A 26,618-nucleotide genomic window follows, 5' to 3' on the forward strand; every position below is an offset into this window, starting at 1 on the left:
TTTGGACCCGTTCCGGCGTGAGCGGGTAGCGTCGCCAACCTCTTTAGGGTCGTCAGATCACTGCCGACGCGAAGATCTCGCCGTGAAACCAGAGCGGTGGGCTTTCAGTCTCGTCCTCCCCCGGGCAAGTTCGATCCGTCGCGAAGGTTGTCGGTTCCGGCCAGGGCTGCCAGCTAGGAAGAACTATCGCGCGAGGGCCTGACCGCGTGATCGTTAGCTACGCGCTCTACTCCATCACAGCCCGACTTCCCCCCCCCAATCTTGCAAGGCTTGAGACGGATGACGTTCGAAGCGTGCAATGAACGGCTGCTTGGCACAGGAATCAAAGGAAAACGGATTTGAGTCCTAGCAGGGGGCGCAACGCCCCCTGCCAGTCTCTATCTCGCTTCAAGCCATGAGCTAGAACGGCAGCCAATCGTCACTGATCATTAGCCCATCAAGTTGATACGCGAGTCGCTCGTAGTAGACCGCCTCTCTGATCAGCCTATCGGCTACCCGTCGCCGACGGGCGCGATCCCACCAGCAGCCATCTGGATTTGCGTCCAGTGCACTAGCCCGAGCCCACAACTCCGAAGCTCGATCCCTTACCCAGGACGCTCGCTGCTCATCTATCGTTTTTTTTTCATTTCTGTTCAAGACATGCGAAGCAACCAGCCATTTGCTAGTCGCTCAAAGCCCATCAGGCTGGGTCCTTGCCACTAGCGGCTTGCTCGGGGATGACCCCGATCTGCTTAGCCTTGATCTGGCTGGAGAGCATGGCACTGGAGACCATGTAGGCGCTCGTCGCCAGGACCCCGATCCATGCGTCGATAGACCAGTTGAACATCAACCAGCCGACGTGGAAGGCCCAGAAGAGAATCGGCGACCAAATGCCGATTGCCTTGCGTAGCTTGACCCGGTTGACCACCACGTTGTTCTGGAAGTGTGGCAACGGGAGCCGATTTTTCTTGAGGCTCAGGTACGCCCTGATGGTCAAAGGGACCAGGAAGAGGGTCATCAGAACGTTGTAGAGGATGACGCCCATGGTGTGTTGCTCCTTGTTAATTGAATTGCCCGTTTGACTGATTCCCGCTGCTAGCGACACGTCACCCGCTGCGAACGGTCATTTGATTGGCCTTGAGGTTGCAGAAAACTTACGCGCCACGTAGAGTCTACCCCGTGCGTAGAAGTGGCGTCATCCTGTTGGCATGCGGCCGAAGCCCTCCAACCGTTCATGAACAGCCATACGACCGTTCCTCGCGGCGTGGTTGCTGCACGCTTGCGACAAGCCCGTGCTTTACGGGGGCTTAGTCAACGTGAAGTTGGAGTTCGCATGGGGCTGGATAAGGACACAGCGTCGGCACGTGTAAGCCGATATGAAAGCGAATCAATGGCCGTCAGCCTTGATTCGCTTTTCGTGCTGGCAGCTGCCCTTGAGGTCCCACCCGCCTACCTTGTTGCAGGCAGCTCAGCGATGGCTGATGCGATCTTGTGCCTGGGAACACTCGGCGAGAAGCAGCAGGCAGAGCTAGCTATGGCACTTGCTTCTTTGGCCAAGCTACCCCCCGATAGGCGCCAGGAGTTCATAGACAAAATTGAGACCTCCGGGCCCGCCCTCTAACAGCCGGGCCACGCTTACTGCGGGTCCACCGCACCAAGTTTTTCTTGGCAGGTATCAATGAAGCGGCGGCCGCTTCGTTAGAGCATTCCCCGCGCGGCCAACGATAGCGCCTGGTCTGCCGTCACAACGAAGTGATCCAGCAGCCTTACATCGACCATGCCCAGAGCCTCTTTGAGGCGGGCCGTAATCGCTCTGTCCGCCGCGGAAGGATCAGGGTTCCCGCTGGGGTGATTGTGGGCCAGGATCACAGCCCCTGAGTTCAGGGCCAATGCTCGTTGAAGCACAATCCTTGGATACACGTTGGCACCATCGATTGTTCCTGAGAACAGCCGTTCCACCGCCAGAAGCCGGTGCTGTGCGTCGAGAAACGCCACCTCAAAGTGCTCCCGCGTCTCGTGAGCTAGTCGAAGGCGGAAGAATGCACCACAGGTGGCGACGTCACTCATAGCTTGCCCTGGCTTACAAGCTCGGCGCTGCAGTATTCGTAGTGCTCGAGCGATCGCCCTGTCATCTCGAAGCTGCGAGGCCGCCTCCATCGCAGCGCATTGGCTACGGTCTAGTGGATCTACTCGAGCGTGGGTTCGCATCATGATCGACCTCCTGCCTTGCTGAGACTGGCAATGGCCGCACGAGTGACGCTCTTTGACAGAGGCCTACGCGGGATCTTTACTTTTCCACTTCCACCTCCTCGATCGGCAGTTGTCGGGGTGTCGCAGCGCCCAAGCCTCCGGCTTGAGGTTGCCAACCAGAGGCCTCGTATGCGCTGGGCTAGGCCTTCAAATGAGTTAACCATCTTCGTTTCCTTTTTAGTTGACAGCAGAAACGCACAAGGCCCGGACTAGCCGGGCCTTGTGCGTTCTGTATGCCGCCAATAGGGATCAGGGATCCATGAAGCTGCAGTTGATGCAGTTGCTTGGGGCGGTGCACTTCACCACTCCCGCCAATACTGCTGTGGCGACCACCATCACGCAGTAGATCAACTCGATCTTGCTGTTCGTCATCACGTGTACTTTCCTAGGGCTGCCAGCGGAGCCCTATCCGCAAGGACTCTCGGTAGCGTCCTCAACGTAGTAGTACAGGTTTGAAATTTCTTTGATTCCAGTAGATCAGAAGACTCGCTTGCAGATCAGGCGGACTTTGCCTTGCGAACAGGCCTTCGAACGATCTTCTTGGCGCCCTTTTTGGCCGGAGCACTCGCCCCCTTACTCTTGGGGCCGACCTTGCTTGCCTTCTTGAGCACGGCCTTGCCGACCTTAGCCGTCGGCTTGACTGAATTGGCGGCAGGATACTTCTCGCCGACGTTCGCAGCGATCCAGGCCTTGCCTTCAGCGGACTTAGCCCAAGCACTGAAGACCTTCGGCGTCAACCCTCTACCCGTCCAAGTCTCGCCGGTAGGCAAGCGATACTTCGGGGCAACCTTGCCTAGCGAGCGCCCCTTGACGGATGACTTGGAAGGCTTCGCGACGCGCGCTGGTGCACCTGCGTCGGCATCGCCATCACTTCCTACGAGCTTCACGAGCTGGCGTCGCTGAGCGGCCGTGAAGACTTTAGAGTACTTCTGGAGAACAGCAAGTGCCTGTGGCACCTCGCTGTCACGCTTCTCAACAAGCTTCTTCTGTGCTTCGAGCTGTTTGATCTCAGCGTCGAGTGATTTAAGAGTCGTCAGAGCCACAGGCCTAATCCAAGGGAAGGGGTTCAAGCGTATATCTGCCGATACGATAAAGCCAATTGCGACAGCCAGCTCCAGCATCGCGAGCACGGTGGCAACCGTGCTTCGGAATTGGGATACAAGCCCGCGAGCATACGCTCTACTGGGAAGTCGGGGCTTCGGCCACCCCGAATCCCAACGGTGTGAGCTACCACTCGTTGCTAGACCTGACCAATCTAAGCGAGAAGGTCTATAGCAGGCGCTGCTCGGCCGCTCCCCAATGGCCGTGCGCCGCGCCGGGCGGGCGTCCGATCACCGCATTCGGCACATTTGCCCTACGGTTCGTGGAGGATTTACCATCACTCGCTGCCCGGCCTCACTTCTCAAAAGCCGGCGCGGAGACTCTACTGATCAACAACTGGACCAAATTGGAGGGTTCATGTCAGATTTCTTCTCGAAGATTGACAGTGAAATTGTTAAGCAAAAGCAGGCTGAGCAAAGTCGCAAGGAAGCTAACGGTCGGAATTCGGAATATTTTAGGGAGGCCTCTGCGCGACTTGCGCCGATCCTTGAGGAGTACGCCGCGAAACTTAAGGAGCGCGGAATGAACGTTACGCACTCTGCCAATGATCAGCACGTCTGGCTGGAGCTGAAGTATGCAGATGGTGGCCATCGGTCAATCGCCGCTCACACAAATACTGATTCTGGCCGCATCGAATTTGAAGAACATTTCACCGACGATGACGGAAAGAACTACAAGTCTGTCAATGGCCAATCTTACGATCAGTCAACATGGTCAGATGGCATTTTTGTATCAAAGCTTGAGGGAATGATTGAGAACTTCGTAATCTACGCGCCTAGGCACGGCGGATTTTAAGATTAGCGCTAGGCAGACCGAGGGTAGTTCCCTGGGATTTGGTTGACAGTCCCTAATCGGAGAGTTCCGCTCTTGGCCGGAAGCGGACATTTGGACGACCTGGCGGCTGGCCCGGCGGTAACGTCCGCCTTCGACCCGAAGCGGACTAAAGGGCTTCGTGGACTCAAGGAGAATCAGCCTCTGAAAGGAACGCCCGCGGTGGTGAAGCAAAAACGGATCATGTAGTCCCCAAACCGCTGCTCAATCTCAGTGAGATTGTCGAAACCGCGGCCTGATCGGAAATTTGCAGGAATCCCACTTTGCAGTAGTTTTGCTCTAGCAAGAACACCCCCGGCTATATGGAAGGTATTGCAATAGAAACGCATGCGCAGAGTGTTCTCCAGAGTCAAAACACCGAAAGCGGTCGCATATTCTGGAATCTTTACCCAAACACGTTCGTATGGATGCAAACTCCCAGCTAGCTTGGACAAGCGTTGATCCGCGAGGCTGTGGATCAAATGGTTGTGTGCGAACTCATTTCTAATTTTTCTCAGGCGTGTCGCGTTCAAAGCCTGTTCTTGCGAAATCCATCCAAGCCCAACAGCGACTAGGATTCTTTGTGAAAACGTGGATAGCGGCCCATTAGGCCCGAAGTAGTCTTTTTGCGACTTACTTGATATAGCCCAATAGTTGATTAGAGAGCGCCGAAACACATCTTCCAAGAACGATGCTGCCAAGATGCAAAATGTTCTTGAATCACTGTCATGTAGAAAGCCAGTAAGAGACTCTGCCTCGGCAGCGATATCCGCTTCGAGTTCACTAGCGCTCTTTACTTCGACATAACTAGCTTGCAAGGTCTGCTCAAGAATTTCGATCGCCCTTGCCCGTAAAGTAGATGCCTCATCTTTGTCCATTGTAGGCATGAAGATTCTCAAGTAGGTCGCTATTTATGGTAGACCAATCGTAACGACAGCAGCGGATGACGTGGCGTTCGGTGGCGGATGCAGTAGAAGTTCTACGATTCCCAGTGCTGTTTCCACTTCTGGCCACGAGGTGCTAAGCGACCCGAAGCGGACTCCAACGGGTGCGCTTGCACCAAGGGCGCGACTTGCTAGGCCGCCCGGCTCTTCCTCTTGATCCGCTCTGCGGTATCCAGTGCACGTCGGAAACAAGGATGAATCTGTACCTCGTCGAAGCGAGGATGATGATTTTCCTGAAACGAGTAATGGACACGTGCACCCCCACCGGCGCCGCCCGCAACGTAGTCGCCAATAAGGCCCGTTTCATACAGGATGCCAATCATCTTATACACATCAGTTGCCTCAACGATTGCGTTGAACCAAGGCTCGTTGATCTGCGATGTGGCAAGGAGAGTGACGACAATTTCGTCCAGATCAGAGCGGCGAAGATGATAGGCCTGGCGAGGAAAATGCGAGCGCCAGGCGGAGAAAAAAGCCTGCAAGCCCGGATACTGATTGGAGAATTCGCTACATAGGTCCGTGAGCTTCCACGCCGAATAGCCGCTTTCCGCAGTCTTCAACGCGATGTCACTTGGCTCCGGCGCGTCAACGCTTTCGGTGTAAGCACGAGCCAACTGCAGCAGTTCTCGCGGTCGATTAAGCGTGCGCTCCACCAACCAATTAACCGTATTGGATGTAGCGACGGTTTCCGGAAAAACACTTCCGAATAGGTCATTTACGGGCTCTGCCGCGTGTGCAGCTCGATTGAACTGAATGCGCGAACTTAGGACTTGGATGAGTTGCTCGCGTTCCCAGCGAATTAACTCGATGTTTCGATACTTGTCCGCGTGTTGCGTGATGCCCATCAGTAGAGCATAGACATCCTCACGGAGGAAAATCACGGGAAAGATCCTGGCGCTCTTTCCATTTAGAATTGTCGCCGCACGCAGCAGGCCCAGCAGCAGCTGGTTCGAGGCGGTCGAGTTATCCCAGCCCTGATCCAGATCATCGAACATTACTACGAACTGCGCGCCACTGGCTGCGAGTTCGAGCACATGATGCTCAAGCGCATCAACATCGGCGATATTGCGTAGCTCTTTTTCAAGGTTTAGCCCGAACTCGCCGAGTTCGCCAACCTTGGCTTTCGTGCGTCTCAGGATCTCGGTGATGTTTTCTAGCATGTCCAGTGACGTGCGGTTAAGCTGCTTCGCCACATCGCGCGCGAACGCCACGCTGTCTGCTGCGTATTTCCCCTTTGCATCATGGCCGACCGCTGCCAGACAATCGGTTAGAATCTGCCGCAGCCACGTGTGCTGGAAGAAGATCTCTTGCCCGAAGGCATGCTGCAGGTCACCCTCGTTGAGGATGCTTCGAATAGTCGTGTACTGGGGCGCGACGGAAATGACGAAGGTATTGGGCTGCTCCTCGAAGTACGTCTTGAGGCGCGAGCGCAGCGCGCTCTTGCCGGCGCCCTTTCGGCCGATCACGAGCTGCTTCTGCCTGTTGCTAATGCGCCGGAATGCAGTCGAGTCGTAGAAGTACTGGAGCAGGTGCGGGTCGTTCTCGGCGCTGTCAGCACCCCAGTCGATGTCGCTCAACCGCATACCGTTCCCTCCTTAAATGGACGACCGGATGATGCTGGAAAGCAGGGCGGTGCTGCAACCGGCTGGCGGACGCGTCGGCGCATAGCGATTTGGGTGAGCGAGTTCTCCCAGTGCTAAGAAACGCGCAGGGCCGATGTTCTCATACTGAAAGCGCGAGGACGGGGTGGCCCAGCAGCCTCGGTAATTTGTGGCTGGGGTGATTCGAGATCGAAGACGCCAGGCCGGCGCTACCGACCTACGAAGTTTGATTTGTCCGCTGTTGGCCGAAAGCAGACGTCCGGACCGGAAGAGCCGCCGCGAAAGCGGCGGCAAAACACCTCGGGACTTGGTAGCTAGCGATTACCTGCGAGTCGTCGTGCTTACGCAACTGCCAGCAGCTGCGGCTGCTTCGCTCCAGTCTTCAGCTTGTCCAAGTAGTCAGCCCATGCCTGCATCATCCGACGTCGTTCTGGAAGATGCTCAGCGCGGTTGTAGGCTGCTTTGATTGGGTTCCGCTCCGCATGAGCCAATTGCCGCTCAATTGCATCAGAAGTCCATCCCATCTCATGCAAGAGAGTTGAAGCCATGCTCCGGAAGCCATGCCCTGTCATGTCGTCGGTCCCGTAGCCCAGCCTACGCAGTGCCGCGTTGACAGTGTTCTCGCTCATGGGATCCCGCAAGCTGCGCACTGAAGGAAAGATATAACGGCTCTTGCTGGTCACTGGGTGGAGCTCACGGAGGACCGCCAAGGCCTGCCTTGATAGAGGGACGATGTGCGCGAGACCCATCTTCATCTTTTCTGCAGGGATACACCATTGGCCATCCTCGAAGTCGATCTCGGACCACTCCGCCTTCCTCAATTCTCCTGGACGGGTGAACACTAACGGCGCGAACTTGAGGGCGCACAGGGTCGTGAGCTGCCCCGTGTATCCGTCAATCGCCCGCAGTAGCTCTCCGATCTTCACTGGGTCCGTGATCGAGGCATAGTGACGGTTCTTTGCGGTCTTCAAGGCCCCTCGCAGTGCTGCAGTAGGGTCCCTATCTAACCGCCCGGTGGCAACTGCATATCGAAATACTTGGCCACAGATCTGGCGCAATCGTTGGGTCGACTCAACCTTGTCCTGGGCTTCAAGCCGGCGCAGAACTGACAGAACCTCTGCGGTGCTGATGTCTTCGATTGCTCGCTTCCCTAGCCATGGGAATGCGTATGTCTCAAGCATCCACTTGGCCTTGGACCGCGTGCTTTCTGCCAGGTCACCTCTTGTCTCCAGCCACTCAAGGGCCACGGCTCCGAAGCGACCATCTGCGGACAACTGGGCCTTCAGCTTGCCCAGCTGCTTCTCCTCGGACGGATCCTTGCCGTCTCGCAGCTGCGCGCGCGCGGCGTCGCGCTTGTCACACGCCTCCTTCAGGGTCACCTCCGGGTAGACCCCAATGGAAAGCAACTTCTCCTTGCCCGCATGGCGATACTTCATCCGCCAGTAGCGATTTCCATTGGGCATGACCTGCAGGTAGAGCCCTGCTCCCGCTGCAAGCTTGTAGGGCTTTTCCTTGCCCTTTGCGTTCCTTGCAGCCATATCCGTCAACGACTTATGGGCCATTGGGGGTACATCCTCCTATCGATCTAGCTTAGTCCCCCATGTACCCCCAATTGCACCCCCTATGCGGGCGGATGCTCATGGACGACCGAGGACAAAAAAGCACAAAAAAACCCGCTATTTCAGCGGGTTGATTGTGCACCGTGGACATCTACGGATGCCAGTGGATCGGAAGATGGTGCCGCTTATCCGAATCGAACGGATGACCTACTGTTTACAAGACAGTTGCTCTACCAACTGAGCTAAAGCGGCACGGGGTGTAACGCCGACGGCAGCGCCGTGGTTTGGGAATTCTAGCGCAGTCGCGCGCATTCCAGCGACTGTTGCCGGGCGGCGCCGCTGCGCTGCTGCACCTGCGCAGGCTGTGCGGCGCCGGCCAGCTGCCCTTCCAGCCACCATTGGCCGGCATCACCACTGGCGACCAGACGCGGCTGGAAGCCGGCGGCCTGCACCGCAGCCATGCGCCGTTCGGCGCCTTCGCGGTTGCGGTACTGGCCCAGCGCAATGGCGTTGGTCTCTTCGCCCTGGCTGATGATGTAGTAGTCGCTGAGGCCGGCGGCAACGATGCGCTTGACCGTGGCCTGCGCGTCATCGCGGGTGGCGGCGGCGGGCAGCAGCACGCGATAACGGGCACTGCCGCTGGCGGCGGGCTGCTCGCGCAGGCGTACTTGGCTCAGCAGGTTGCCCGCACGGCCCTGTGCGGCGGTGGCAGCGGCGCGGTCGGCGAACGGGCCCAGCGCCAGGCAGCGCGGCGGTACCGCCGGGGCTGCGGGCTTCTCGGCCACCGGTTCGGGCGCTGGCTTGGCGATGGCGGCGACCGGCTCGGGCGACTTCACCGCTTCGGCGGGTTTGCTGGAAGCTGGGGGAGTCGCCGCTGCCGGCGCAGGCGCAGCGGCCACTGCAGTAGCCGGCGCGGCCTCACGCTCCACCAATGCTTCCGTGGGTGCCGCTGCCGAGGCCTGCGCGGCCACGGCCACATCGGTCCCGCCGGGCAGCCAGCGCAGTTCGGCCACGCCGGTCAGGGGCGGCGGCAACGGCGCACGCGCCGGCTCATCGCGCAGCAGCCACCAGGTGGCGACACCAAGATTGAGGATCGCCAGCACGACGATCAGGGCACGGGTCAGCATGCGCCGATACTAGCCTGCGGGCTGGTGCACCGCCCAGCGGGCGAGGCCATCCAGCACCAGCGACGGGTGGTAGTCGGCGCCGTCCAGCAGCGGCATCAGCGCGGGCGCGCCACCGCCATGCACCAGCAGCGACGGCATCACGCCCAGCAGCGCCTGCGCCTGGCGGGCACTGCGTTCGACCAATGCAACGGCGGCACCATCGCATCCCGACGCCAACGCATCAGCGGTGTCGTTGGCGAATTCGCTGTAGTCACCACCGCTGGCCGGCAGCTGCACCGCGCGCGCGTGCAATGCCTCGCGCATGGTGGTCGGCGAGGCGGAAATGCGTCCGCCGTGATGTTGTCCATCGGCATCCAGCAGGTCGATGGTCAGGGCGGTGCCGACACCGACCACCAGCACCGGCCGTTGCGCCTTGGCGGCGGCAAGCAGGGCCAGGAAACGGTCGACACCGAATTTTTCCGGCTTGGCGTAGGCAATGCGTACGCCTGCACACTGGGCGCTGGTGCGCACCACATGCACGTGCTCAAAGCGGCGCTGCAGCTGATCCAGCATGGCGCTGGTCAGCGACGGCGCGGCGACGCTGGCGACAAACGCGGTTTCACCACTGGGCAGGCTGTGCGGCGGTTGTCCGGCCATGCCTTCGGCGCCATGCGCCCAGGCCTGTACGTCGCCGGCGCGGTCGCCATGCAAGGGGGCAAACTTGAAACGCGAATTGCCCAGGTCGAACAACCAGTCGCTCATGCTTTTCTCACACTGACTTCGCCGGCATGCAGCAGGCGCTCGCGGCCATCGATGTCAACGCGCAGCGCGCCATCGTCGGCCAGGCCGAGCGCGGTACCGTGCTGCCACTGTCCATCCAGCTGCACGCGCACTTCGCGACCGGCCAGCATGTCGAACGCTGCATAGCGCGGCAGGAACGGCGCCAGCCCTTCGCGGTCGAACTCTTCCAGCGCCGGCAGCAGGCGTGCCAGCACCGCGGCCACCACCGTGTTGCGATCCACGGATGCACCGGCCAGCGTGTCCAGGTCCACCCAGGGCTGGGTGATCTGCTCGGCGAAGGCCGGCGGCATGTGCACGTTGATGCCGATACCGATCACGGCGCGCGCCGGCCCGGCGTACTCGCCACCGCCCTCGGCCAGCAGGCCGACCAGCTTGCGGCCATCCACCAGCACGTCGTTTGGCCATTTCAGCTGTGCCTGCGCGTAGCCCAGGTCGTGCAGCGCTTCGGCCACGGCGACACCAGCGACCAGGCTCAGGCCGGCCAGTCGGCCCAGCCCACCCTCGAACAGACGCAGCACCGACAGATACACATGCGCGGCCAACGGCGAGGCCCAGGTGCGGCCACGACGGCCACGGCCACCGGTCTGGCGCTCGGCCAGCAGGACGCTGACACCGCGCTGGGGCGCGCTGCAGCGCAGCAATTCGGCGTTGGTGGAGTCCACCGTCCAGGCCACCTGCAGGTCGTGCAGCAGCGCGGCGGCGTCCTTGGGCAGGCCGGCGCGGATGGTCTTGGCCTCCAGCAGATCGACCGGCCGGGTCAACCCGTAGCCCTCGCCTGCGCGCCCTTCCACCTCGACACCGGCGGCCCTAAGCCCTTGAATACGCTTCCAAATGGCGGCCCGGGTCTGGCCCAGCTCACGGGCCAGGGCGTCGCCGGACAGGCGACCGGCAGCGAGTTTGGCCAGCAGTTGGCGATCGTCCACGGCAGCTTCCACAAGGTCAGAACGGAATTATGCGGGAAAGCCGCCAGCGACGCCCGCCAGGCCCGGTTCCGGCGGGCTTCCAATCTGGCGCCGGGTTCGGGCTAGAATCGAGAGCTCACCCTCCCTTAACGTGGATGTCGTCAATGCGCCGTTATGCCCATTGCCTGATCCTGCTGACGATGCCCTTCGCGGCGTCTGCCACAGCAGCGCTTGATGACAGCCGTGGCGCCTGCGTCTATTCGGCAGGCGATGCGGCCTCGCAGCGCACTCCGACCACTGCGCCTGCCGCAGCTGCCGCCAAGCCGGCACCGGTACGCCCTGCAGCTACCACCAGCAGTGGCGGTGGCGGTGGCGGTGACGACGATGTACTGCAGCGCATCCGCGCGCCGAAGTGGCACAGCTACCTGCCGGGTATGTTCCGCTGATCAAGTCGTTGCTGCAGTGGCTGCGGCCCGCGCTGCGGCCGATCGAAGACGCACACTGGAACGATGCCTGCCACCGCGCAGCATGGTTACGCGGCCTGGACGACGAACGGCGTACACGCCTGCGCGCGCTGACCACGCGCTTCCTGCATGAGAAGACCATCTCACCGATCGGCGACCTGCAGCTGCAGCCGGCCGATGGCGTGCTGCTGGCCGCACTGTGCTGCCTGCCACTGCTGGAGTTCGGCGAAGTGGGGCTGGAAGGCTGGTCGCAGCTGATCGTCTACCCCGATGCGTTCCGCGTGCATCGCAGCCACATGGATGCCGCCGGGGTACTGCACGAGTGGGATGACGAGCTGATCGGCGAGTCGTGGGACAGCGGCCCGTTGATTCTGTCGTGGGCCGATGTGCAGGCCGACCTGGCGGCACCGCATGAGGGCTACTGCGTGGCCGTGCATGAGATGGTGCACAAGCTGGATGGGCTGGACGGTGCGATGGACGGCACGCCGCCGTTGCCGCGTGCATGGCAACGCGAGTGGGCTGCGGACTTCCAGAAATCGTACGACGCGTTCTGTGCGCAGGTGGATGCAGGCGTGGAAACGCTGATCGATCCCTACGCGGCGGAAGCACCGGAAGAGTTTTTTGCGGTGGCCAGCGAGTACCACTTCTCTGCGCCGGATCTGCTGGCGGAAGCGTTGCCGGAAGTGGCTGCGCATCTCAAGCGGTTCTACGGCGAGCCGCCGAAGATCGAAATACGGTAGTGCCGGCCAGTGGCGGGCAGTACCGATTGCGGAGGCTTACGGCCCCGGCGGCAGCTGCACTTCGAAACGGGCGCCACCCAGTTCACTGGAACGGGACACCTGCAGCTCGCCGCGGTAATCCTTGATCAGGTCCTGCACGATCGACAGGCCGATGCCGTGGCCCTGTACGCGCTCATCGCCGCGCACGCCACGCTGCAGCACCTTGCCGATGTCTTCCGGGGCGATGCCCGGGCCATCGTCATCCACTGCCAGCAGCAGGCCGGCGCGACGCGCATTCGGCGCGGGCAGCGGCTGCGCGGTCAGCAGCACGCGGCGCTTGGCCCACTTGAACGCGTTTTCCAGCAGATTGCCGAGCAGCTCCTGCAGATCGCCCGGTTCGCCGTGGAAACGCGCGGCCGGGTCGATGTCGAATTCGCACAGCACGCCCTTCGACGCATAGACCTTCTCCAGGCCGCGCACGATTTCCTCGGCGTTGGATTCGATCGGCAGCGGTGCCGAGAACAGCTTGTGGCCCGACGAAGCCGCGCGTGCCAGCTGGTAGGACACCAGGTTGTTCATGCGCTGCAGCTGCACGTCCAGTTCTTCGCGCAGCGCGCCATCACCGGCACCGCTGTCCATCTGCGTGCGTAGCACCGCGATCGGCGTCTTCAGGCTGTGCGCCAGGTCGGCCAGGGTGTTGCGTTGGCGTTCGAGATTCTCACGCTCGCCCTCGATGAAGGCATTGATGCTGTCGGTCAACGGCTCCAGCTCGCGCGGGTGGCGCTCGCTCATGCGCTCGGTCTCGCCGCGCTGGACCTTGGTCAGCTCGGTGATCACCCGCCGCAACGGACGCAGGCTCCACTGCAGGATGACCGTCTGCAGCAGCAGCAGGATCAGGCCGATGCCGCCCAGGTAGAACCAGACCCGGCTGCGGAACACGCGCAGCTGCGCACCCAGCGCGCGCGAGTCTTCCATCACGTAGATGGTGTACGGGAATTCGGTGGCCGGGTCGGCGTCGGCATCCCACACCAGGCCCAGGCCATAGCGGTACACCGAGCCCTGGCTGCCGTCGATCTGGATCATCGGCAGCGGGCCTTCAAACACTTCCTGGCGCGGGGCCAGCAGGCCGCCGCCGACGGTGGGCAGCATCGGGCCTTCGGCGGACATGGAATTGCCCTTGCCGTCAGGCATCACCACCTGCAGGTAGAGGCCGCTGCCGGGCACGTCGAAACGCGGATCCGGCGGCTGCTCGCGGATGTACAGCGAGCGGTCGCGGGTGAAGTCGATGCCGGCCGCATAGGCGGTAGCGTAGTTCTTCAGGCGCTCACGCAGGTTCGCCTTCGCCGTGTCGGCGAAGGCGGCATCGAGCGCGTAACCGGCCAAGGCCAGGAACGCGACCAGACCCACGGACGCGGCGAACATCTGGCGCGCCTGCAGAGAGCGCGGCCGCCAGCGTCGGAAGAACCACAGACGGCCGGACATCGTTTATCGCCTGCTGAAGGCCTCAGCCCTCGTTGCGCGGAATCGCGAAACGGTAGCCACGACCGCGCACGGTCTCGATCGGCTTCAGTTCGCCATCCGGGTCCAGCTTCTTGCGCAGGCGGCCGATGAACACTTCCAGCACGTTCGAGTCGCGGTCGAAGTCCTGCTGGTAGATGTGCTCGGTGAGGTCGGCCTTGGAGACCAGTTCACCGGCATGCATCATCAGGTACTCCAGCACCTTGTACTCGTAGCTGGTGAGGTCGACGTTGCTGCCGGCCACGCTGACGGTCTGCGCCGCCAGATCCAGGGCGACCGGGCCGCATTCCAGGGTCGGCTTGCTCCAGCCGGCGGCGCGGCGCAGCAGCGCGTTGACGCGGGCCAGCAGCTCTTCCACATGGAACGGCTTGACCAGGTAATCGTCGGCGCCCTGCTTCAGGCCCTCGACCTTGTCCTGCCAGCTCGAACGCGCGGTCAGGATCAGCACCGGAAACTTCTTGCCTTCGTCGCGCAGGGCCTTGATCAGCTCCATGCCCGACATCTTGGGCAGGCCAAGGTCGATGATGCCGACGTCGAACGGGACTTCGCGGCCCATGTACAGGCCTTCTTCGCCGTCCTGCGCTGCATCGACGGCAAAACCTTCGCGCTTGAGCCGGGCTGCCAGGGTCTCACGCAGCGGGGCTTCGTCTTCGACCAGAAGGATACGCATGAACTCTCCCTAGTGTGCTGGGTGCGGCCCGGAGGCCTGTGGGTACGGGTTGATAGCGACAACTATCCCTGTTCAGGGGTTATCGCCGCGTAGTGATGACATATCCGACCGCGGCGTGCGCGGCTGTGAACGTGCCGGGGCGGGGTCATCCATGTAGCGGACCCGACCGCGGTCGTCCATGTATTTGACCCGGTTGATGTCACGACCATCGAACGGCACCCGCTCGGCGCCCAGAATGTGGCCGCCGGTGGTGCGCTGCACGCGGCGCACGGCATCGGACAGCGAACGCTCGTTGCTGGAGCCACGGCCACCGCGCTCCATCATTTCAGCGCGCCCCTGTTCCCGCTGCGGGTCCTGCGCCAACGCCGAAGACAGCGGGGCAGCCGCCAGGACCACGAACGTGGCCAGGGCAAAACAGCGGTGGAAGGGAGCGGAAGACATCGATGCGATCCTAGCCGAGCACGGCGATTCGTTCAAAAGTCGTAAATCCGGGCACCGGAATGGAACCCGGCGTTTTACAAATCTTTTGCAAATTCTTGGTTTCGGGCGGTGAATCCGGTCTGAACTTTTCCGGATGCTCCGGTCCGTTGTTCAGCTAAGTGAACATTCGGGACGAAACGACCGTCCTTGTCAAGTCAGGAATGTGACTGACGTCACGCAGCGGCGCGGTCGGCTTCGCGTTCGGTGACCGACAGTGCCTGCTCGATCAGCGTCCAGTCGGCGCCGGGGCGATGGGCGCCCTCGCTCAGCACCTGGCGGAATGCGCGGCCACCGGGCTGGCCATGGAACAGGCCGAGGATGTGGCGGGTGATGTGCTTCAGGGCCAGGCCTTCGCCCAGGCGGGCGTCGATGTACGGACGCAGGGCGCGCAGCAGTTCGCCGCGCGGTCGCAGCGGCGCGCCGGTATGCAGGGCCTCCAGCTGATGCAGCAGGTAGGGGTCGTGGTAGGCCGCGCGGCCGAGCATCACGCCATCGACGTGCGCGGCCTGCGCCTGCACAGCCTCGATGCTGGCCAAGCCGCCATTGAGCACCACCGGCAGTGCCGGGCGCTCCTGCTTCAACCGGTAGGCCCAGTCGTACTTCAACGGCGGAACCTCGCGGTTCTCCTTCGGCGACAGGCCCTTCAGCCAGGCATTGCGGGCGTGCACCACCACCATCGCGGCGCCGGCCTCAACCTGGCGGTCGACGAAGCTGGCGAATACGTCGTAGTTGTCGTCCTCATCCACGCCCAGGCGGCATTTCACCGTCACCGGGAGGTCAACCGCCTCGACCATGGCCGATACGCATTCGGCCACCAGCACCGGCTCGCGCATCAGGCAGGCGCCGAAACGCCCGGCCTGCACGCGATCGGACGGGCAGCCGCAGTTGAGGTTGACCTCGTCGTAGCCCCAATCGGCGGCGATGCGCGCGGCCTGCGCCAGCAGGGCCGGATCGCTGCCACCGAGCTGCAGTGCCAGCGGTTGTTCGCTGGCATCGAAACCGAGCAGGCGCTGGCGATCGCCATGGATGACCGCATTGGCGTGCACCATTTCGGTGTACAGCCGCACACCCGGTGCCAGCAGGCGGTGGAACACCCGGCAATGGCGGTCGGTCCAGTCCATCATCGGGGCGACGGACAGACGCAGGGAATCAGCGTAACGGGCGGTGGCGGACGTCATCGGGCGGTTGATCGTGGAGACTGGCATTGCCAGTGAGATCAATAGTTTACACCGCGGGGCTGAACGGGGTTGGGGTGGCACCGCCCGGCGAGAATCTGACCATAGAGTAGTTGATCGACTGGCGTATCGATGACCTAGCCGCTGTGAAGGCGGCTGGCACGACCCAGACGGGCAACCTCACCGGGCTCCGCGAAAGCCTGGGCGGCATCCTGGCCACACGCCTCACCGCCTACGACGTGATCGACCATGCCCGGCGGCGGGTTCACGGCGACCACATGAACGCCAAGGGTCTCATTATTCCCCTTGCTCGGCCGCCACGATGAACGTCGAGCTGGGCTTCCTGTCCGAGCTGCTGAAACTGGCTGGCCCGATGAAGGGAGTGAAGCTCGCCACTGACCCGGTAGCTGGTGCCCGGCCGGTACTGCGGCTGTTGAAGCTGGTGGCCAAATCCAAGAAGCGTGACCGGCGCCCGACCGACGACCGACGAAGAACTGCAGCGCCTGCATGGGTACTACGCGGCGGCTGCCTGGCGCTCAACAATCCCCATGAGCGATATCGTCACCTTCGCCATCCTTACGGCGAAGCGGGAAAGCGAAATCACCCGGCTGCTGTGATCGGATCTGGACAGCGAGAAGCGGACAGCAATGCTCAGGGACGCTAAGCACCCCGCGCCAAGATCGGCAACCATCGGACATTCCCTCTGCTGGGCGAAGCCTGGGACCTGGTGCAGCGACAGCCGCGAATCGCCGGCGAGAACCGAATCTTCCCCCACAACTTGAAATCCGTAGGCACGTCCTTTACCCGCGCCTGCAGCGCGCTCGGGGTCGAGGATCTGTGTTTCCACGACCTGCGGCACGAAGCCACGTCGCGGCTGTTCGAGCACGTCTACGATATCCCCGAGATCGCGGCGATGACCCTTCATACTTCATGGAATGAGCTGAAGCGGTATATACAGCTGCGGGCGGAGTCACTCCACCGTCAGCCTCGATAGGACTGGAGGTGAGAAGGATGAAAGACAAGGACGAATTCTCAACATTGATACGCATCACATCGCAAGACGCGATGAAGGTGGCTAACGAAGCTCGCAACAGTGCAGATGCGTCGACCTACAGAATGGCCGTCCGTACGATATTCGCTGGCACGGAAGGCATTCTTTGGTACGCGAAGAACTTGGCTCGTGCCGCTGCAGCGCAGAGCCCTGAAAGTTATTCGACACTGGAGATTGCTGCACTTGGCGATGAAACGTACGTCGTAGCAGAGAACGGCACGGTGAAGAAGAAGGCCAACTTTATCCCAATGGTGAGTAGCATCAGACTGGTCTCCAAACTGATGGCGCGCGGTCAAATGTCTAATGCCGACTTCGATTGGAGTGCCGGCGCTTTGTCGACCATCAAGCAGGCTGTCGCCGTGCGCAACCGCCTTACCCATCCAAAGTCGGGAGAGGATCTGCTCGTAACGGAGGAAGAGTTCCGTCTTGTGTTTTCCGCGTGGGGAGAGATCCTAGCCTTCGCCCTTAACACAGCGCTTGAGGCCGACAAGCGTCTCGGGACGGGATTGTTCCCGCTGGACCAGGCCATCCCACGTACGACGAGAGACGAAGCCGTGATCGACTAGGGCGTCCCGGGGACGCAAGTGATGTGCTGCCGTCAGCCACGTAACTTCAACGGCGATTGAAGGTAGCCCCTTCCACTACTGTCGCCCTTTGTCGCCGACACATCCTTGCTCGTTGAGACTCAAGTGCTGCCCAAATCACTGTATTGCTGACTGATCGGCTAGCTAGCGTTCCACAGCCGCCTCTTAATGGCAGTTTCAGCCTGGCCAATTGCCTTAGGGCCATCAGTCCTCATCCAGTTCACAGCAGCCCTTAGGCGATCCTGTGGCCGCAATGGAGGGCTTCGTTTGTTCGTTTCATCTTCAATCAATGCGGCGTTTGATCGATGAAGCAGTTCGTCCAACTGCTCCCGTAATGAGTCTTCGATGAATATTCCCGATTTAGCCAAGCAGCTTCCGGCTTCGGAGACCAGCCTTCTTGCCCGCGAAAACCTGTGCCAATAGATGACGTCAATGTACTCTCGGGTCTGGTCGGTGCTGTGGAGGATCTTGTCCTTCTCCCAGCCCTGCAGCTCCGTTGATGCAAGGAATTCGGTCTTTTGGGCCTCGGTCATGGCGCCAACATCCGGGTACTCTTGAAATGGATGAACAAAGCCATGGACTGCCCAAAACGCGCCACTTACGGTCGCCCAGGTGTCCGGAAGCACCTCAAACTCACGATGGTTGAGCTTAGACGCTCTGTCAAATGTCTTGGTCAACTCGGCGCGCAGTCTCTCAATTTCCTTGTTTTGAATGTGGACTAGGCCCTGCAATTCTCGTTTCAAGCGATCATCCATCCATGTGGAAATCAGCCCCTTTAAGATCGGCCACAGGAAGGCAACGGCCGCCCCACCCGCGACAATGCTGGTCACAATCTGATTGATGAAGTCCACGCTTGGCCTCCGTTGCATTTCCGCTGAGCGGCTTCTTGCTGGCGCAGCGGATGCACGGTGCCAGCTCTCGGTCTTGGTGAGAGTATCGCTCAACCCATCCAGGCCAACGGGGGAGACGTCTGCGTCTTGGCCAACCTGTTCGCGCGCACCACCTCCCTCCAGCGGCTGATGGCTGCCACATCCTCGCGGAGCCGGGCCTCATGCCTGGCCACCCACATCTCGGCGCCGGCGCGGCAGCTACCTACTCCACAGCCGACGAAGCGCGGCAGCATGCCGAGGCCGAGTTCAAGCGGCTGGAACGCGGCACCGCACAGCTGAGCTATCGCCTCGCCCATGGCAGGGCCGATATTTACCCCGAGCAGACGGTGACGGTCAGCGGCTTCAAACCGGAGATCGACGGCACCGATTGGCTGGTGGCCAAGACCACGCACACCATCGACGGCAGCAGCGGATTCGTCACTGCGGTAGAGCTTGAACGGGGATCTTAACTACGTTCCAAACATGTATTCCGTTCGCTCGCTGTTCAAGAAATGGCCGACGAAAATCTCGGCAGCAACTCCTTTCAAATCGAGAGCATCAAGCATTGTCCTTGCTACGTTGCCTGCCATTGACAGAAGCTGAGGTGTGCCATGTGCCGATACGATGTAGACCTCTAGGCCGGCGAGCATTGCATAGCCACCGAGGAATTCCACCATGGTCCGAAGCTCGGATCGAATTGCTTGGGGTCTGATCAGCATGGGATGCGCCGCAATCACCACGACACCTATGGAAGTCTTGTCCTTTCTGCGTCTCAGTCCAGCCCCGATGTGGTCTCCAAGGCTAAGAACCTCATTCGTGTATCCCGAAAGAACCGTATTGATATCGTCCATCTGGATCGGGCGTGCTCGCGTGCCCTCCGGAGGCGGTGGCGGCATCGATTCTCGCCGGGGCACAGACTCTGCTTGGCGCGCATCCGATATTGCTCGCTGCGTGACATTCGCGCGCAAGAACGTTCCGGCGTTCTTGATAAAATCCGACAGTGTGTACATCCAGAAGAGCTCCACGGACGCTTCTCGCAGCATTTCCATGACGAGCTCCGGCTGTGGTCGCTTTCCTGAAATTGACTTTGAATCAAGCCACCAATCTGGCTTAACGTCTGAAGTTATCAGCATCAGTCGCTTCGTATTCTGCTCTCTGCTGCGACGGACTAATTCACTCCACACCATGTAGTCGCCGTACTGACGATCGTAGATCAGTCCATCAAAGACGTAGATGTCGCCGGCCTTCTCTTGGTCGTAATAGCCAGGCCCTATTTTCGTCTTGTAACGTTCGGCCGCGCGCCTCTCTGCGGCGTCAACGATGTTCTGGTCCACTGGGCGGGCACCAATTCGCCCCTCCAGCAACGTCTCGACGAAATTGAGCACCGAGTCGGGGGCATTTGGCGAAATGTAGTGATCGCTCTCGGCCTTAGTCACCTTGAAGAGCTCATCTGCCTTCTTGTCGATTTCCCCAAGCTTCTCTGATAGCTGGGGCCAGCAAGCGCGTTCACGAACCCGATCATTCGAGATGGCCGCTTTAAATGCGTCGTAGGCAATCCTCGCGTCCTTGCCAAGCTGTTTGGCTGCTGCAAACTCTGCCCGCATAGCCTCCAGCCTATTGCGATGAAACTCCAGCACGACGTGATAAGGCACCCACAGTCGATCCTTCAGGCGGGTCAGCAGCTCTATGATTTCCTTCCGCGAATCCGCAGGCATGCGGTACAGCCCCAACAGAACGTTGGTGTCGAGGGCTATCACACTGTCGTGCTCTGCCCACAGCGCTTGGAGTTGATCCTGCGTTGGATCGAAGTAGCCAGAGAACTGTGTACGCATGCCTTCCGCTCCTTGATTCCGTTCCTGGCGCGTAGCGCCATGTAGATTGTTATGTCGACGCGGGAAATGGGAGACGTTATCCACATAGATCTGCACATCGCCCGTAGACACCTGACCGATCACAGCCCCTTCAAACACGGTTTGACCAACCGCGAAGCTCAAGACGATGGCCAACAAGCACACCGCCGGCATGCTCCCACCACGTATGGGCGATGTCTACGATACGCCAGACTTAGCCAGCTGGTGGGACGACCAGCGAAAGGCTCGCGCAGCCTAGGAAACGAGAGGGCCGCCCAATGGGCGGCCTTTTTGCGTGCGGTTGGACGGCTGCTGCCTAGCACTAGGCCACCGCTGGGTACCTGGACGATGCTCTGCCGAGTACCCACAACATTGGCCTCGGGCATGGAAGTTATGGCCGTCTTCGACCGAAACTGCAATCACTGACGTTTGCTCTTCTTAGCGCGTCGCTCGGCGGCCCTGCGTTGCTGTCTCGACGGACTGAGGATCTCGGGACCATTCCCTTCAGGATACTCAAGCGCCCGCCCGTAGTTGAGCGCGCTCTGCGGTCTATGTATTCCGAGAGTTTCGAGCTGAGCCCTTAGCCTGGAGAGCTCATCTTCATCAAGAAGATCCGTCTCTAGAACGATTAGATCCTCTGAGCTCTCTCGGTAGCTGCGTACTGGATGGTCAACTGCAATTCCTACAATCACCCTCGCCTGCAGAGCGCGCGAAGGTACTCCATAAACATAGGCTGTCAGAAAGTTGCTGCGGCGCCTTCGGTACTCATCCCTACTCCAACTGGGGTGACAGGGCATGCAAGCGAAGACGTAGGCCCGCTCTGGTCGCTCTTTCGTCCACAGCACCCTGGTGCGGGATTGTTCAGGAGTTGATCGGGCACCTTTCAGCATGTCATTGAAGGCACCAACCAACACTCGACGTTGGAATCTGCTCTCGCTTGCCATCACGCGTAGAGCTTGCTCAACGCTACCCGGCGGCACAGGCTCAAATGCGCCGTACCTAGGATTTCCGATACGAATGAACGCTTCGATCTGATCATCCCATTGGTAGCTTTCAGCGTCAGCGGCAACCTTGCGCGCAAACTCATCGCTATTGAAGAACTCTGGGGCCACTCGCCATCGGATATGAAGTAGATCTACCGGCGCGCTCTTATCCTTCACGATGGCGTTGAGCGCCTGGCCTTCATGTGATCTTGCCAGGTAAGTCGCGAGAAGCGCTTCCTCTCCTTCACATAGAAGCAGAGGCTTCCGACAGCGAAGCGCACTCGCGCGCGCTTCTAGGTATTCAATAAAATCGGGCGCGGTGTCTAAGCGCTGTAGCACAAAGCTCAGAGCATCTTCATCGAAGACGTGAACAAAGTCATCAGGCGACACCCCTACACAAAATGGCCTGTCGACGCTGTTTAGCTCTAATCCGCTATCGACAATCAGACTTCCACTCTTTCCTTGGAAGTGCTGCGCACAGTACTTTGATGTGCCTCTTGTGGTAGCTACAAGATGTACTCGACGTTGGTCGATAGAGGGTATGGCTACAGGCAGGGGACGTGTGCACTGAGGATCGAGAAATATTTGATCCGGAAACCGGTTAAGCCAACTTCTCGCTCCCCTAAGCTGTCTAACCGACTTTTGAATAGCCTTCCGATGCCATCTGGGCCATGCGACATCAACGTTGGTATCGCCGTGGAACTCGACATGCTTGTCCGAAAAGATGACGACGTCGCTGCCGAAGACCACGAGAACGTCGCTGAACTCCTTTCCGCTTGATTGCCCGTCACGGAGTCCCTCTGAGGTGTAGGTGTTCGGGTGTGACCAAAGGCTGAGAAATGAAGTTGAACAGAGATTGATCAACGCTCGCTCTGAGTCGTTGGCTCCCTCAGAATCTGAAAGATCGAACACCCCTCCTAGGTCCTCTTGCATGACAGCGTCCGTCTTGACTTGGATCGTCAGAGAGTAGCCGAGGTCACGACGAAGAGAGGGTCTCCATGCACCCCGCTCGGGGGACGCTGTTCCAAGGCTGTACCACGGCTCCGAAAACCCTTGTTAGATCTGCCTGTCGGTCCAGTCCATCATCGGGCGACGGACAGGCGCAGGGAATCAGCGTAACGGGCGGTGGCGGACGTCATCGGGCGGTTGATCGTGGAGACTGGCATTGCCAGTGAGATCAATAGTTTACACCGGGCGGATGAATGGCGGCGGGCCGCCGGGAATGGGGCCCGGGTTGCCGCTGCCGGCCTTGGGTGGGGATACTCGGTACGCGCGTTCCTGCTGCACCGAATCTGCTGGAAGGGAAGCCACAATGAAATCGACTGGATCCTCGCCGGCGGGCGTTGGCCTTTCCTGCCTCACCCTGCTGGCGGCGCTGGCACTGGGCAGCGGTTGCCGCAGCGTCCGCGACGCGCGCATCGCCGAGATCAAGCCCGGCCCACGATGCGACTTCACCGAGGGCGCCACGTTCGACAACCGGCCGTCCTACCTGTCGGCCGGACAGGAAAATGCGCCCATCGGTGCGCTTTCCAGGCTCTTTGGCGTGTACGACAAGGGCATCCACCAGGTCACGCTCCGTCAGCAGGCGAGCCGGCTGGTGGCCCGCTTCCATGCCGCCGATGGCGCCCGCATCGAGGCCGAAGACAGCGCTTCCAGCAGGAGCTACAGCGCTGAGGGAGACCAGCTGGTCATCAACCGGTGGTCATCGTGCAAACCGGGCGAGGCCGGCGCCGGCTGCGTCTGGTCGCGTGTGGAGCTGTCCTGCACGGTGGACAACGATCTGGTGGTGAAGCAGGTGGGCGGAGGCGCGGTCCTGCTGGCCCTGATCATCCCGATGGGCCAGCGCAATACCCAGTTCGGGGTGTACCGGCGGATCGCCCCTGCAGAATGATCTGCAGAAGGCTCCGGGTTCGACCCGGAGCCCCTGGGCACAGTGCGGCGGGCTTACAGGCCGCGGTTGCGCACCTGATCCTGCTGCTGATCCTGCACGTGCTGGTTGAACTGGACATCCAGCTCCTCGGCCTGGCGGGTGCTGGCCTCGACCGACTGCGACACGGCCTGACGGCTGTCGACGAAGGTGCGCTGCGCGGCCGGGTCGCCGACGTTGCCCTGCACGGCGAACAGACCGCTGCCATCCGGACGCGCGACCACATGGTCGATCTGGCGCATGCCGGCGACCTTGCTCTCGTAGGCCAGCTGGCCGGCGGCACGTTCGGTTTCCTGCGCGTTGGCGAACAGCGGGCACAGCCCGGCCTGCACGCGCTGCTGTTGCAGCACCTGCAGTTTCTCCAGCGCCTGGTTGAAGCGCGGATTCTCGGCGTGCGAAGGATCGCGCATGCTCGGGGCCGCCGGGGCACTCGGTTCGGTGCGTGCCGGGGCGGCGGCGGTCTGCGCGCCGGCTTTCACTGCAGCCGGGTCGTCCAGGCGCGCCAGGGTCTGGCGGCCGGCCTTGCCATCCTGCTCCAGGCCGTTGTTGGCCTGGAACTGCTTGACCGCTGCCAGCGTGTCCTTGCCAAAGATGCCGTCGGTGCCCAGCGCCTTGCCGTCGGCTGCGGTGTAACCCAGGGCTGCCAGCTTGCCCTGCAGCGCCTTGACCTCGTCGCCGCGTTCGCCCTTCACCAGCATGCCATCGGCCATCGGCGCCTGCTGCGTGGCGCGTGCGGCCTGCGCCGCTTCGGGCCCCTGCGCGTGCACCTTGCCACCGAGGGTGATGCGGTCGTTGAGCATGTCGCCGAGGTAGCGCCGGAACTGCGCCGGCTCCACTTCGATATGTGCGTGCACCGCGCCGGGTGACCCCACATCGGACTGGCGCACCAGCGGCGCACCGTACTCGACGAAATCGCCGGTCTTGTAGGGGATGGAGCCGACGGCGCCGTGCAACACCTGGCCCACCAGCTCGCGGCGGGCATCGCCGACCGGATGGCTGTAGATGCTGATGGAATTGGTGCCGTCCTTGTTGAGCTGGACGTAGCCGGCCACCGGACTGGGAATCATCAGGCTGCGCCCACCGGCACGGTCGGTCAGGATCAGGTCCTTCTGCACCAGCGGAATGCCGTTGGTGTCCCCACGCTTGCGCACGGCCTCCAGTTCACCGTCGACCATGTCTGCGGTGCGGTCAACCTTGCTGGCATCGCCAGCGCGCACGGCGGCCGCATTGGTGTTGGGATGGTGGATCTTCAGCTCGCGGAATGCTTCCTCGCCGCTGATGCCGTGGCGAAGGACGCGGTTGCTGCTGCCGTTGCCGAAGGGTTCCACTACGGAAATGCGCTCGCCACCGGGCGCTGCGGCGCCGGCAGGACCGGTGTGCTGCGGCGCTGCGGGTGGCGCAGCCCTCGTCGGAGCTGCCGGCGCAGTCGGCGCGGTCGGGGCAGCAGGCGAAGGCGCGGCAGGGCGATGCTGTGCGGCCTCGGCATCGATGGCGCGGCGCGTCTGTGCGTCGGCCATGCCGGTGGCCGGCAGATGGTGCTGCTGCTGGAAAACGTTGATGGCGTGCTGGCTGCCGGCCCCCAGGTAGCCATCGGCGGTGATCGCTTTGCCATGCGCATCGGTCAGGCCCAGCGCGGCCATGTCACGTTGCAGCGCGCGCGCCTCACGGTCGATCGCACCCAGCGTCGCAGGCCCCACCTTGCCATCGACCGGATTCAGACGATGGTCGCGCTGGAAGGCTTCGACGGCCTGCCGGGTTGCGGCATCGAACTGGCGGTCGGGGTGGATCGCCTGTACGCCTGCACCGCCGTACCCCAAGGCATGCAGGTTGTGCTCCAGCTTTTCCACCGCGCGGCCAGTAGAGCCCTCTTTCAGCACCTGCGGGCCACCGCCACCGTGCTTGTGCGAGCGCGCCTGTTCCAGCGCTACGCGGATGTCGGGGTCGTTGCCTTCGTTGGCCGGCGCGAAGTCGCGGCGACCCACTTTCAGATGCGCGCGATCCATCTCCGCCGAATGGCGGGGATAGGCCTCTTCATAACCAGCGGCGACGTCAGCGGCCGCCAGGCCGGCATAGTATTTCTTGTCCTGGCGGATCTCGGCCGCCTTGTCGCGCAGGTCCTGGTAGTCGCCGCCCCGCTTCAGCACGGCTTCCAGCTGCGGTAGTGTCCCCGGCAGCTGGTTGGCGGACTTGGCGATCAGCGCGATCGCTTCGAAACGCTTGTCTTCTGCAATGCCACTACCGTGCCTGTCCAGCATGGTCATGGCGATGCGGGTGGCGTTGCGCACCTGCGGGTAGTCCACGTGGGTGTGGATCCACTGCTTGCCTTCGGGCGACCCGGCCCAGGCGTTGATGCTGTCGCGGGTCGGGACATCGATGAAGCGGATCGAGGAGCGCTTGCCCTGGCCGTCGCCGTGGCTGAGCAGGTCGGCGCGCAGGTCGGCATGGTCGTTGGTGAAGGGCAGATGGTGCGCCTTGGCGTAGCTGCTGGCCTGCTGGATGACCGCGTCCACGTAGGTCGTCTCGCCGGGCTTCAGCGCACGCTCTTCGGTGGCACCCAGCGGCCATTTGCCACGCTGGCCGAAGTCGACCTGGATGGTCCCCAGCGAATAGCCACTGTTGGCGGCCACCGCGCTGACCGTGCCCCACTTCGGCTCATCCAGTCCCTTGGTGATGCCGGCGATGCTGAGGTGGTACGACGATCCGCCACCTTCGGTGCCGCGTCCGACGGCGAAAAACACCGCGCCGGCGGTTGCGTCCAGGTTACGGGTATCGATGTTGTTTGGCATGGCTCACTTCCTGATCCGTGGAGGGATGACCGTATTGCGGATTACGAACCGATCAGGCGCAGGTAGGTTTCCAGCTGATCGGCGCGCGCGCGCAGGCGCTCGGTGTCATTCAATTTCTGTTGCAGGTTGCCCGGCTGCGAATCGTCGTACAGCGCGGTTTCCAGTTCGCCATCGCGCTGGCGCGACTGCAACCACGCCCGTTGCGCGGCCAGCAGATGTCCCTTGGCCGTGGCGTCGAGGCGTTCCTGCAACTGCTGGTACGCCTGGTTCAACCGGCGGTCCTGCCGGTCCGATTCGCTGGACAGGCAGGCGGCTTCTTCGATGATGCCCTGCGCGCGGCCTGAGCACGCCTGATAGGCCGCGCTCAGCGCGGACGCGGCATGCACCTGGCCGGTGCACAGCACCGCCATCGCCGCCACCACAATGCCCAAGGTCCTGCTCGCCATGGTCTGCTTCCTACCGGTCAATGCTTCGATGCGCTGCACACGC

General features: G+C 61.5%; 27 protein-coding genes, 1 tRNA gene and 1 pseudogene. 10 read left to right on the top strand and 19 right to left on the bottom strand.

Translation table 11 applies throughout. The features are described 5' to 3' along the window. Nucleotides 1–679: 679 nt before the first annotated feature. Nucleotides 680–1,024, bottom strand: a complete 345-nt coding sequence (locus tag AC13GI_RS09065; RefSeq protein ID WP_338713129.1) for a hypothetical protein — start codon at nucleotides 1,022–1,024, stop codon at nucleotides 680–682. 288 nt (nucleotides 1,025–1,312) lie between these two features. Here AC13GI_RS09065 and AC13GI_RS09070 point away from each other — a divergent pair, with 288 nt between their 5' ends. Continuing rightward, nucleotides 1,313–1,600, top strand: a complete 288-nt coding sequence (locus tag AC13GI_RS09070; protein WP_253143772.1) for a hypothetical protein — start codon at nucleotides 1,313–1,315, stop codon at nucleotides 1,598–1,600. A gap of 77 nt (nucleotides 1,601–1,677) precedes the next feature. Here the strand turns inward: AC13GI_RS09070 and AC13GI_RS09075 are convergent, their stop codons facing one another. Next, nucleotides 1,678–2,046 (bottom strand): JAB domain-containing protein, encoded by a 369-nt coding sequence (locus AC13GI_RS09075; protein WP_482996083.1) that lies wholly within the window; start codon nucleotides 2,044–2,046, stop codon nucleotides 1,678–1,680. Nucleotides 2,047–2,726: 680 nt separating this feature from the next. Continuing rightward, entirely contained in the window at nucleotides 2,727–3,350 is a 624-nt protein-coding gene (locus tag AC13GI_RS09080) for an H-NS family nucleoid-associated regulatory protein (protein WP_482996130.1), read from the bottom strand. 337 nt (nucleotides 3,351–3,687) lie between these two features. Between AC13GI_RS09080 and AC13GI_RS09085 the strand changes: the two genes are divergently transcribed. Next, on the top strand, nucleotides 3,688–4,125 hold the full coding sequence (locus tag AC13GI_RS09085; RefSeq protein WP_482996084.1) for a hypothetical protein: 438 nt from the start codon (nucleotides 3,688–3,690) through the stop codon (nucleotides 4,123–4,125). A gap of 173 nt (nucleotides 4,126–4,298) precedes the next feature. On the opposite strand, the gene AC13GI_RS09090 is transcribed toward AC13GI_RS09085, so the two are convergent. From AC13GI_RS09090 to birA, 7 genes are all read right to left on the bottom strand, one after another. After that, the gene (locus tag AC13GI_RS09090) at nucleotides 4,299–5,027 is read right to left on the bottom strand and encodes a hypothetical protein (RefSeq protein ID WP_482996085.1); all 729 of its coding nucleotides are present in this window, start codon (nucleotides 5,025–5,027) and stop codon (nucleotides 4,299–4,301) included. Nucleotides 5,028–5,215: 188 nt separating this feature from the next. Further along, nucleotides 5,216–6,661 carry an ATP-binding protein gene (locus AC13GI_RS09095; protein WP_235650936.1) on the bottom strand — a complete coding sequence of 482 codons (1,446 nt, stop codon included), beginning with the start codon at nucleotides 6,659–6,661 and terminating at the stop codon, nucleotides 5,216–5,218. 365 nt (nucleotides 6,662–7,026) lie between these two features. After that, nucleotides 7,027–8,247, bottom strand: coding sequence for a tyrosine-type recombinase/integrase (locus AC13GI_RS09100; protein ID WP_482996086.1), 1,221 nt, complete (start codon nucleotides 8,245–8,247; stop codon nucleotides 7,027–7,029). Nucleotides 8,248–8,420: 173 nt separating this feature from the next. Further along, nucleotides 8,421–8,496 (bottom strand) — tRNA-Thr (locus AC13GI_RS09105). Between the two features lie 41 nt (nucleotides 8,497–8,537). Further along, nucleotides 8,538–9,371: an SPOR domain-containing protein gene (locus AC13GI_RS09110; protein WP_482996087.1), complete on the bottom strand. Its 834-nt coding sequence runs from the start codon at nucleotides 9,369–9,371 to the stop codon at nucleotides 8,538–8,540. Nucleotides 9,372–9,380: 9 nt separating this feature from the next. After that, on the bottom strand, nucleotides 9,381–10,112 hold the full coding sequence (locus AC13GI_RS09115; RefSeq protein ID WP_089241444.1) for a type III pantothenate kinase: 732 nt from the start codon (nucleotides 10,110–10,112) through the stop codon (nucleotides 9,381–9,383). Beyond that, complete coding sequence (gene birA, locus AC13GI_RS09120; RefSeq protein WP_089242004.1) at nucleotides 10,109–11,074, bottom strand: bifunctional biotin--[acetyl-CoA-carboxylase] ligase/biotin operon repressor BirA; 966 nt, start codon at nucleotides 11,072–11,074, stop codon at nucleotides 10,109–10,111. The genes AC13GI_RS09115 and birA overlap by 4 nt, the downstream gene beginning before the upstream one ends. A gap of 143 nt (nucleotides 11,075–11,217) precedes the next feature. On the opposite strand from birA, the gene AC13GI_RS09125 reads away from it, so the two are divergent. After that, nucleotides 11,218–11,499, top strand: coding sequence for a hypothetical protein (locus AC13GI_RS09125; protein WP_482996088.1), 282 nt, complete (start codon nucleotides 11,218–11,220; stop codon nucleotides 11,497–11,499). Continuing rightward, nucleotides 11,466–12,257, top strand: coding sequence for a M90 family metallopeptidase (locus AC13GI_RS09130; protein ID WP_482996089.1), 792 nt, complete (start codon nucleotides 11,466–11,468; stop codon nucleotides 12,255–12,257). The genes AC13GI_RS09125 and AC13GI_RS09130 overlap by 34 nt, the downstream gene beginning before the upstream one ends. 36 nt (nucleotides 12,258–12,293) lie before the next feature. On the opposite strand, the gene AC13GI_RS09135 is transcribed toward AC13GI_RS09130, so the two are convergent. From AC13GI_RS09135 to dusA, 4 genes are all read right to left on the bottom strand, one after another. Beyond that, a complete protein-coding gene (locus tag AC13GI_RS09135; RefSeq protein ID WP_099819615.1) occupies nucleotides 12,294–13,718 on the bottom strand; it encodes an ATP-binding protein in 1,425 nt (474 codons plus the stop codon). Between the two features lie 22 nt (nucleotides 13,719–13,740). After that, nucleotides 13,741–14,424: a response regulator transcription factor gene (locus AC13GI_RS09140; protein ID WP_004136763.1), complete on the bottom strand. Its 684-nt coding sequence runs from the start codon at nucleotides 14,422–14,424 to the stop codon at nucleotides 13,741–13,743. 72 nt (nucleotides 14,425–14,496) lie between these two features. Next, nucleotides 14,497–14,865, bottom strand: coding sequence for a PepSY domain-containing protein (locus AC13GI_RS09145; protein WP_482996090.1), 369 nt, complete (start codon nucleotides 14,863–14,865; stop codon nucleotides 14,497–14,499). A 212-nt stretch (nucleotides 14,866–15,077) separates the two neighbouring features. Further along, a complete protein-coding gene (gene dusA / locus AC13GI_RS09150; RefSeq protein ID WP_482996091.1) occupies nucleotides 15,078–16,109 on the bottom strand; it encodes a tRNA dihydrouridine(20/20a) synthase DusA in 1,032 nt (343 codons plus the stop codon). A gap of 83 nt (nucleotides 16,110–16,192) precedes the next feature. Here dusA and AC13GI_RS09155 point away from each other — a divergent pair, with 83 nt between their 5' ends. From AC13GI_RS09155 to AC13GI_RS09170, 4 genes are all read left to right on the top strand, one after another. Further along, nucleotides 16,193–16,405, top strand: a complete 213-nt coding sequence (locus tag AC13GI_RS09155) for a hypothetical protein (RefSeq protein WP_482996092.1) — start codon at nucleotides 16,193–16,195, stop codon at nucleotides 16,403–16,405. Continuing rightward, nucleotides 16,402–16,743, top strand: a complete 342-nt coding sequence (locus AC13GI_RS09160; protein WP_482996093.1) for a hypothetical protein — start codon at nucleotides 16,402–16,404, stop codon at nucleotides 16,741–16,743. Before AC13GI_RS09155 ends, AC13GI_RS09160 begins: the two co-directional genes overlap by 4 nt. Nucleotides 16,744–16,806: 63 nt before the next feature. Further along, a complete protein-coding gene (locus AC13GI_RS09165) occupies nucleotides 16,807–17,073 on the top strand; it encodes a tyrosine-type recombinase/integrase (protein WP_482996094.1) in 267 nt (88 codons plus the stop codon). A 17-nt stretch (nucleotides 17,074–17,090) separates the two neighbouring features. Continuing rightward, a complete protein-coding gene (locus AC13GI_RS09170; protein WP_482996095.1) occupies nucleotides 17,091–17,696 on the top strand; it encodes a hypothetical protein in 606 nt (201 codons plus the stop codon). Nucleotides 17,697–17,854: 158 nt separating this feature from the next. Here AC13GI_RS09170 and AC13GI_RS09175 read toward each other — a convergent pair whose 3' ends face one another. Next, complete coding sequence (locus AC13GI_RS09175; protein ID WP_482996096.1) at nucleotides 17,855–18,565, bottom strand: hypothetical protein; 711 nt, start codon at nucleotides 18,563–18,565, stop codon at nucleotides 17,855–17,857. Nucleotides 18,566–18,810: 245 nt separating this feature from the next. Here AC13GI_RS09175 and AC13GI_RS09180 point away from each other — a divergent pair. Then, a pseudogene (locus tag AC13GI_RS09180) lies at nucleotides 18,811–19,053 on the top strand (phage late control D family protein); the annotation flags it as partial. On the opposite strand, the gene AC13GI_RS09185 reads toward AC13GI_RS09180, so the two are convergent. Both AC13GI_RS09185 and AC13GI_RS09190 read right to left on the bottom strand, forming a co-directional pair. Continuing rightward, nucleotides 19,054–20,592 carry a PIN-like domain-containing protein gene (locus AC13GI_RS09185; RefSeq protein ID WP_482996097.1) on the bottom strand — a complete coding sequence of 513 codons (1,539 nt, stop codon included), beginning with the start codon at nucleotides 20,590–20,592 and terminating at the stop codon, nucleotides 19,054–19,056. It lies immediately after the preceding pseudogene. A 260-nt stretch (nucleotides 20,593–20,852) separates the two neighbouring features. Next, nucleotides 20,853–22,349 carry a hypothetical protein gene (locus tag AC13GI_RS09190; RefSeq protein ID WP_482996098.1) on the bottom strand — a complete coding sequence of 499 codons (1,497 nt, stop codon included), beginning with the start codon at nucleotides 22,347–22,349 and terminating at the stop codon, nucleotides 20,853–20,855. A gap of 379 nt (nucleotides 22,350–22,728) precedes the next feature. Here AC13GI_RS09190 and AC13GI_RS09195 point away from each other — a divergent pair, with 379 nt between their 5' ends. Further along, nucleotides 22,729–23,307, top strand: a complete 579-nt coding sequence (locus tag AC13GI_RS09195; protein ID WP_482996099.1) for a hypothetical protein — start codon at nucleotides 22,729–22,731, stop codon at nucleotides 23,305–23,307. Between the two features lie 53 nt (nucleotides 23,308–23,360). On the opposite strand, the gene AC13GI_RS09200 is transcribed toward AC13GI_RS09195, so the two are convergent. Together AC13GI_RS09200 and AC13GI_RS09205 are read right to left on the bottom strand one after the other, a co-directional pair. After that, a complete protein-coding gene (locus AC13GI_RS09200; protein WP_482996100.1) occupies nucleotides 23,361–26,129 on the bottom strand; it encodes a peptidoglycan-binding protein in 2,769 nt (922 codons plus the stop codon). A gap of 41 nt (nucleotides 26,130–26,170) precedes the next feature. Further along, nucleotides 26,171–26,575 carry a lysozyme inhibitor LprI family protein gene (locus tag AC13GI_RS09205; protein ID WP_482996101.1) on the bottom strand — a complete coding sequence of 135 codons (405 nt, stop codon included), beginning with the start codon at nucleotides 26,573–26,575 and terminating at the stop codon, nucleotides 26,171–26,173. Between the last annotated feature and the right edge of the window lie 43 nt (nucleotides 26,576–26,618).

Source organism: Stenotrophomonas sp. 82F1, assembly GCF_056861525.1.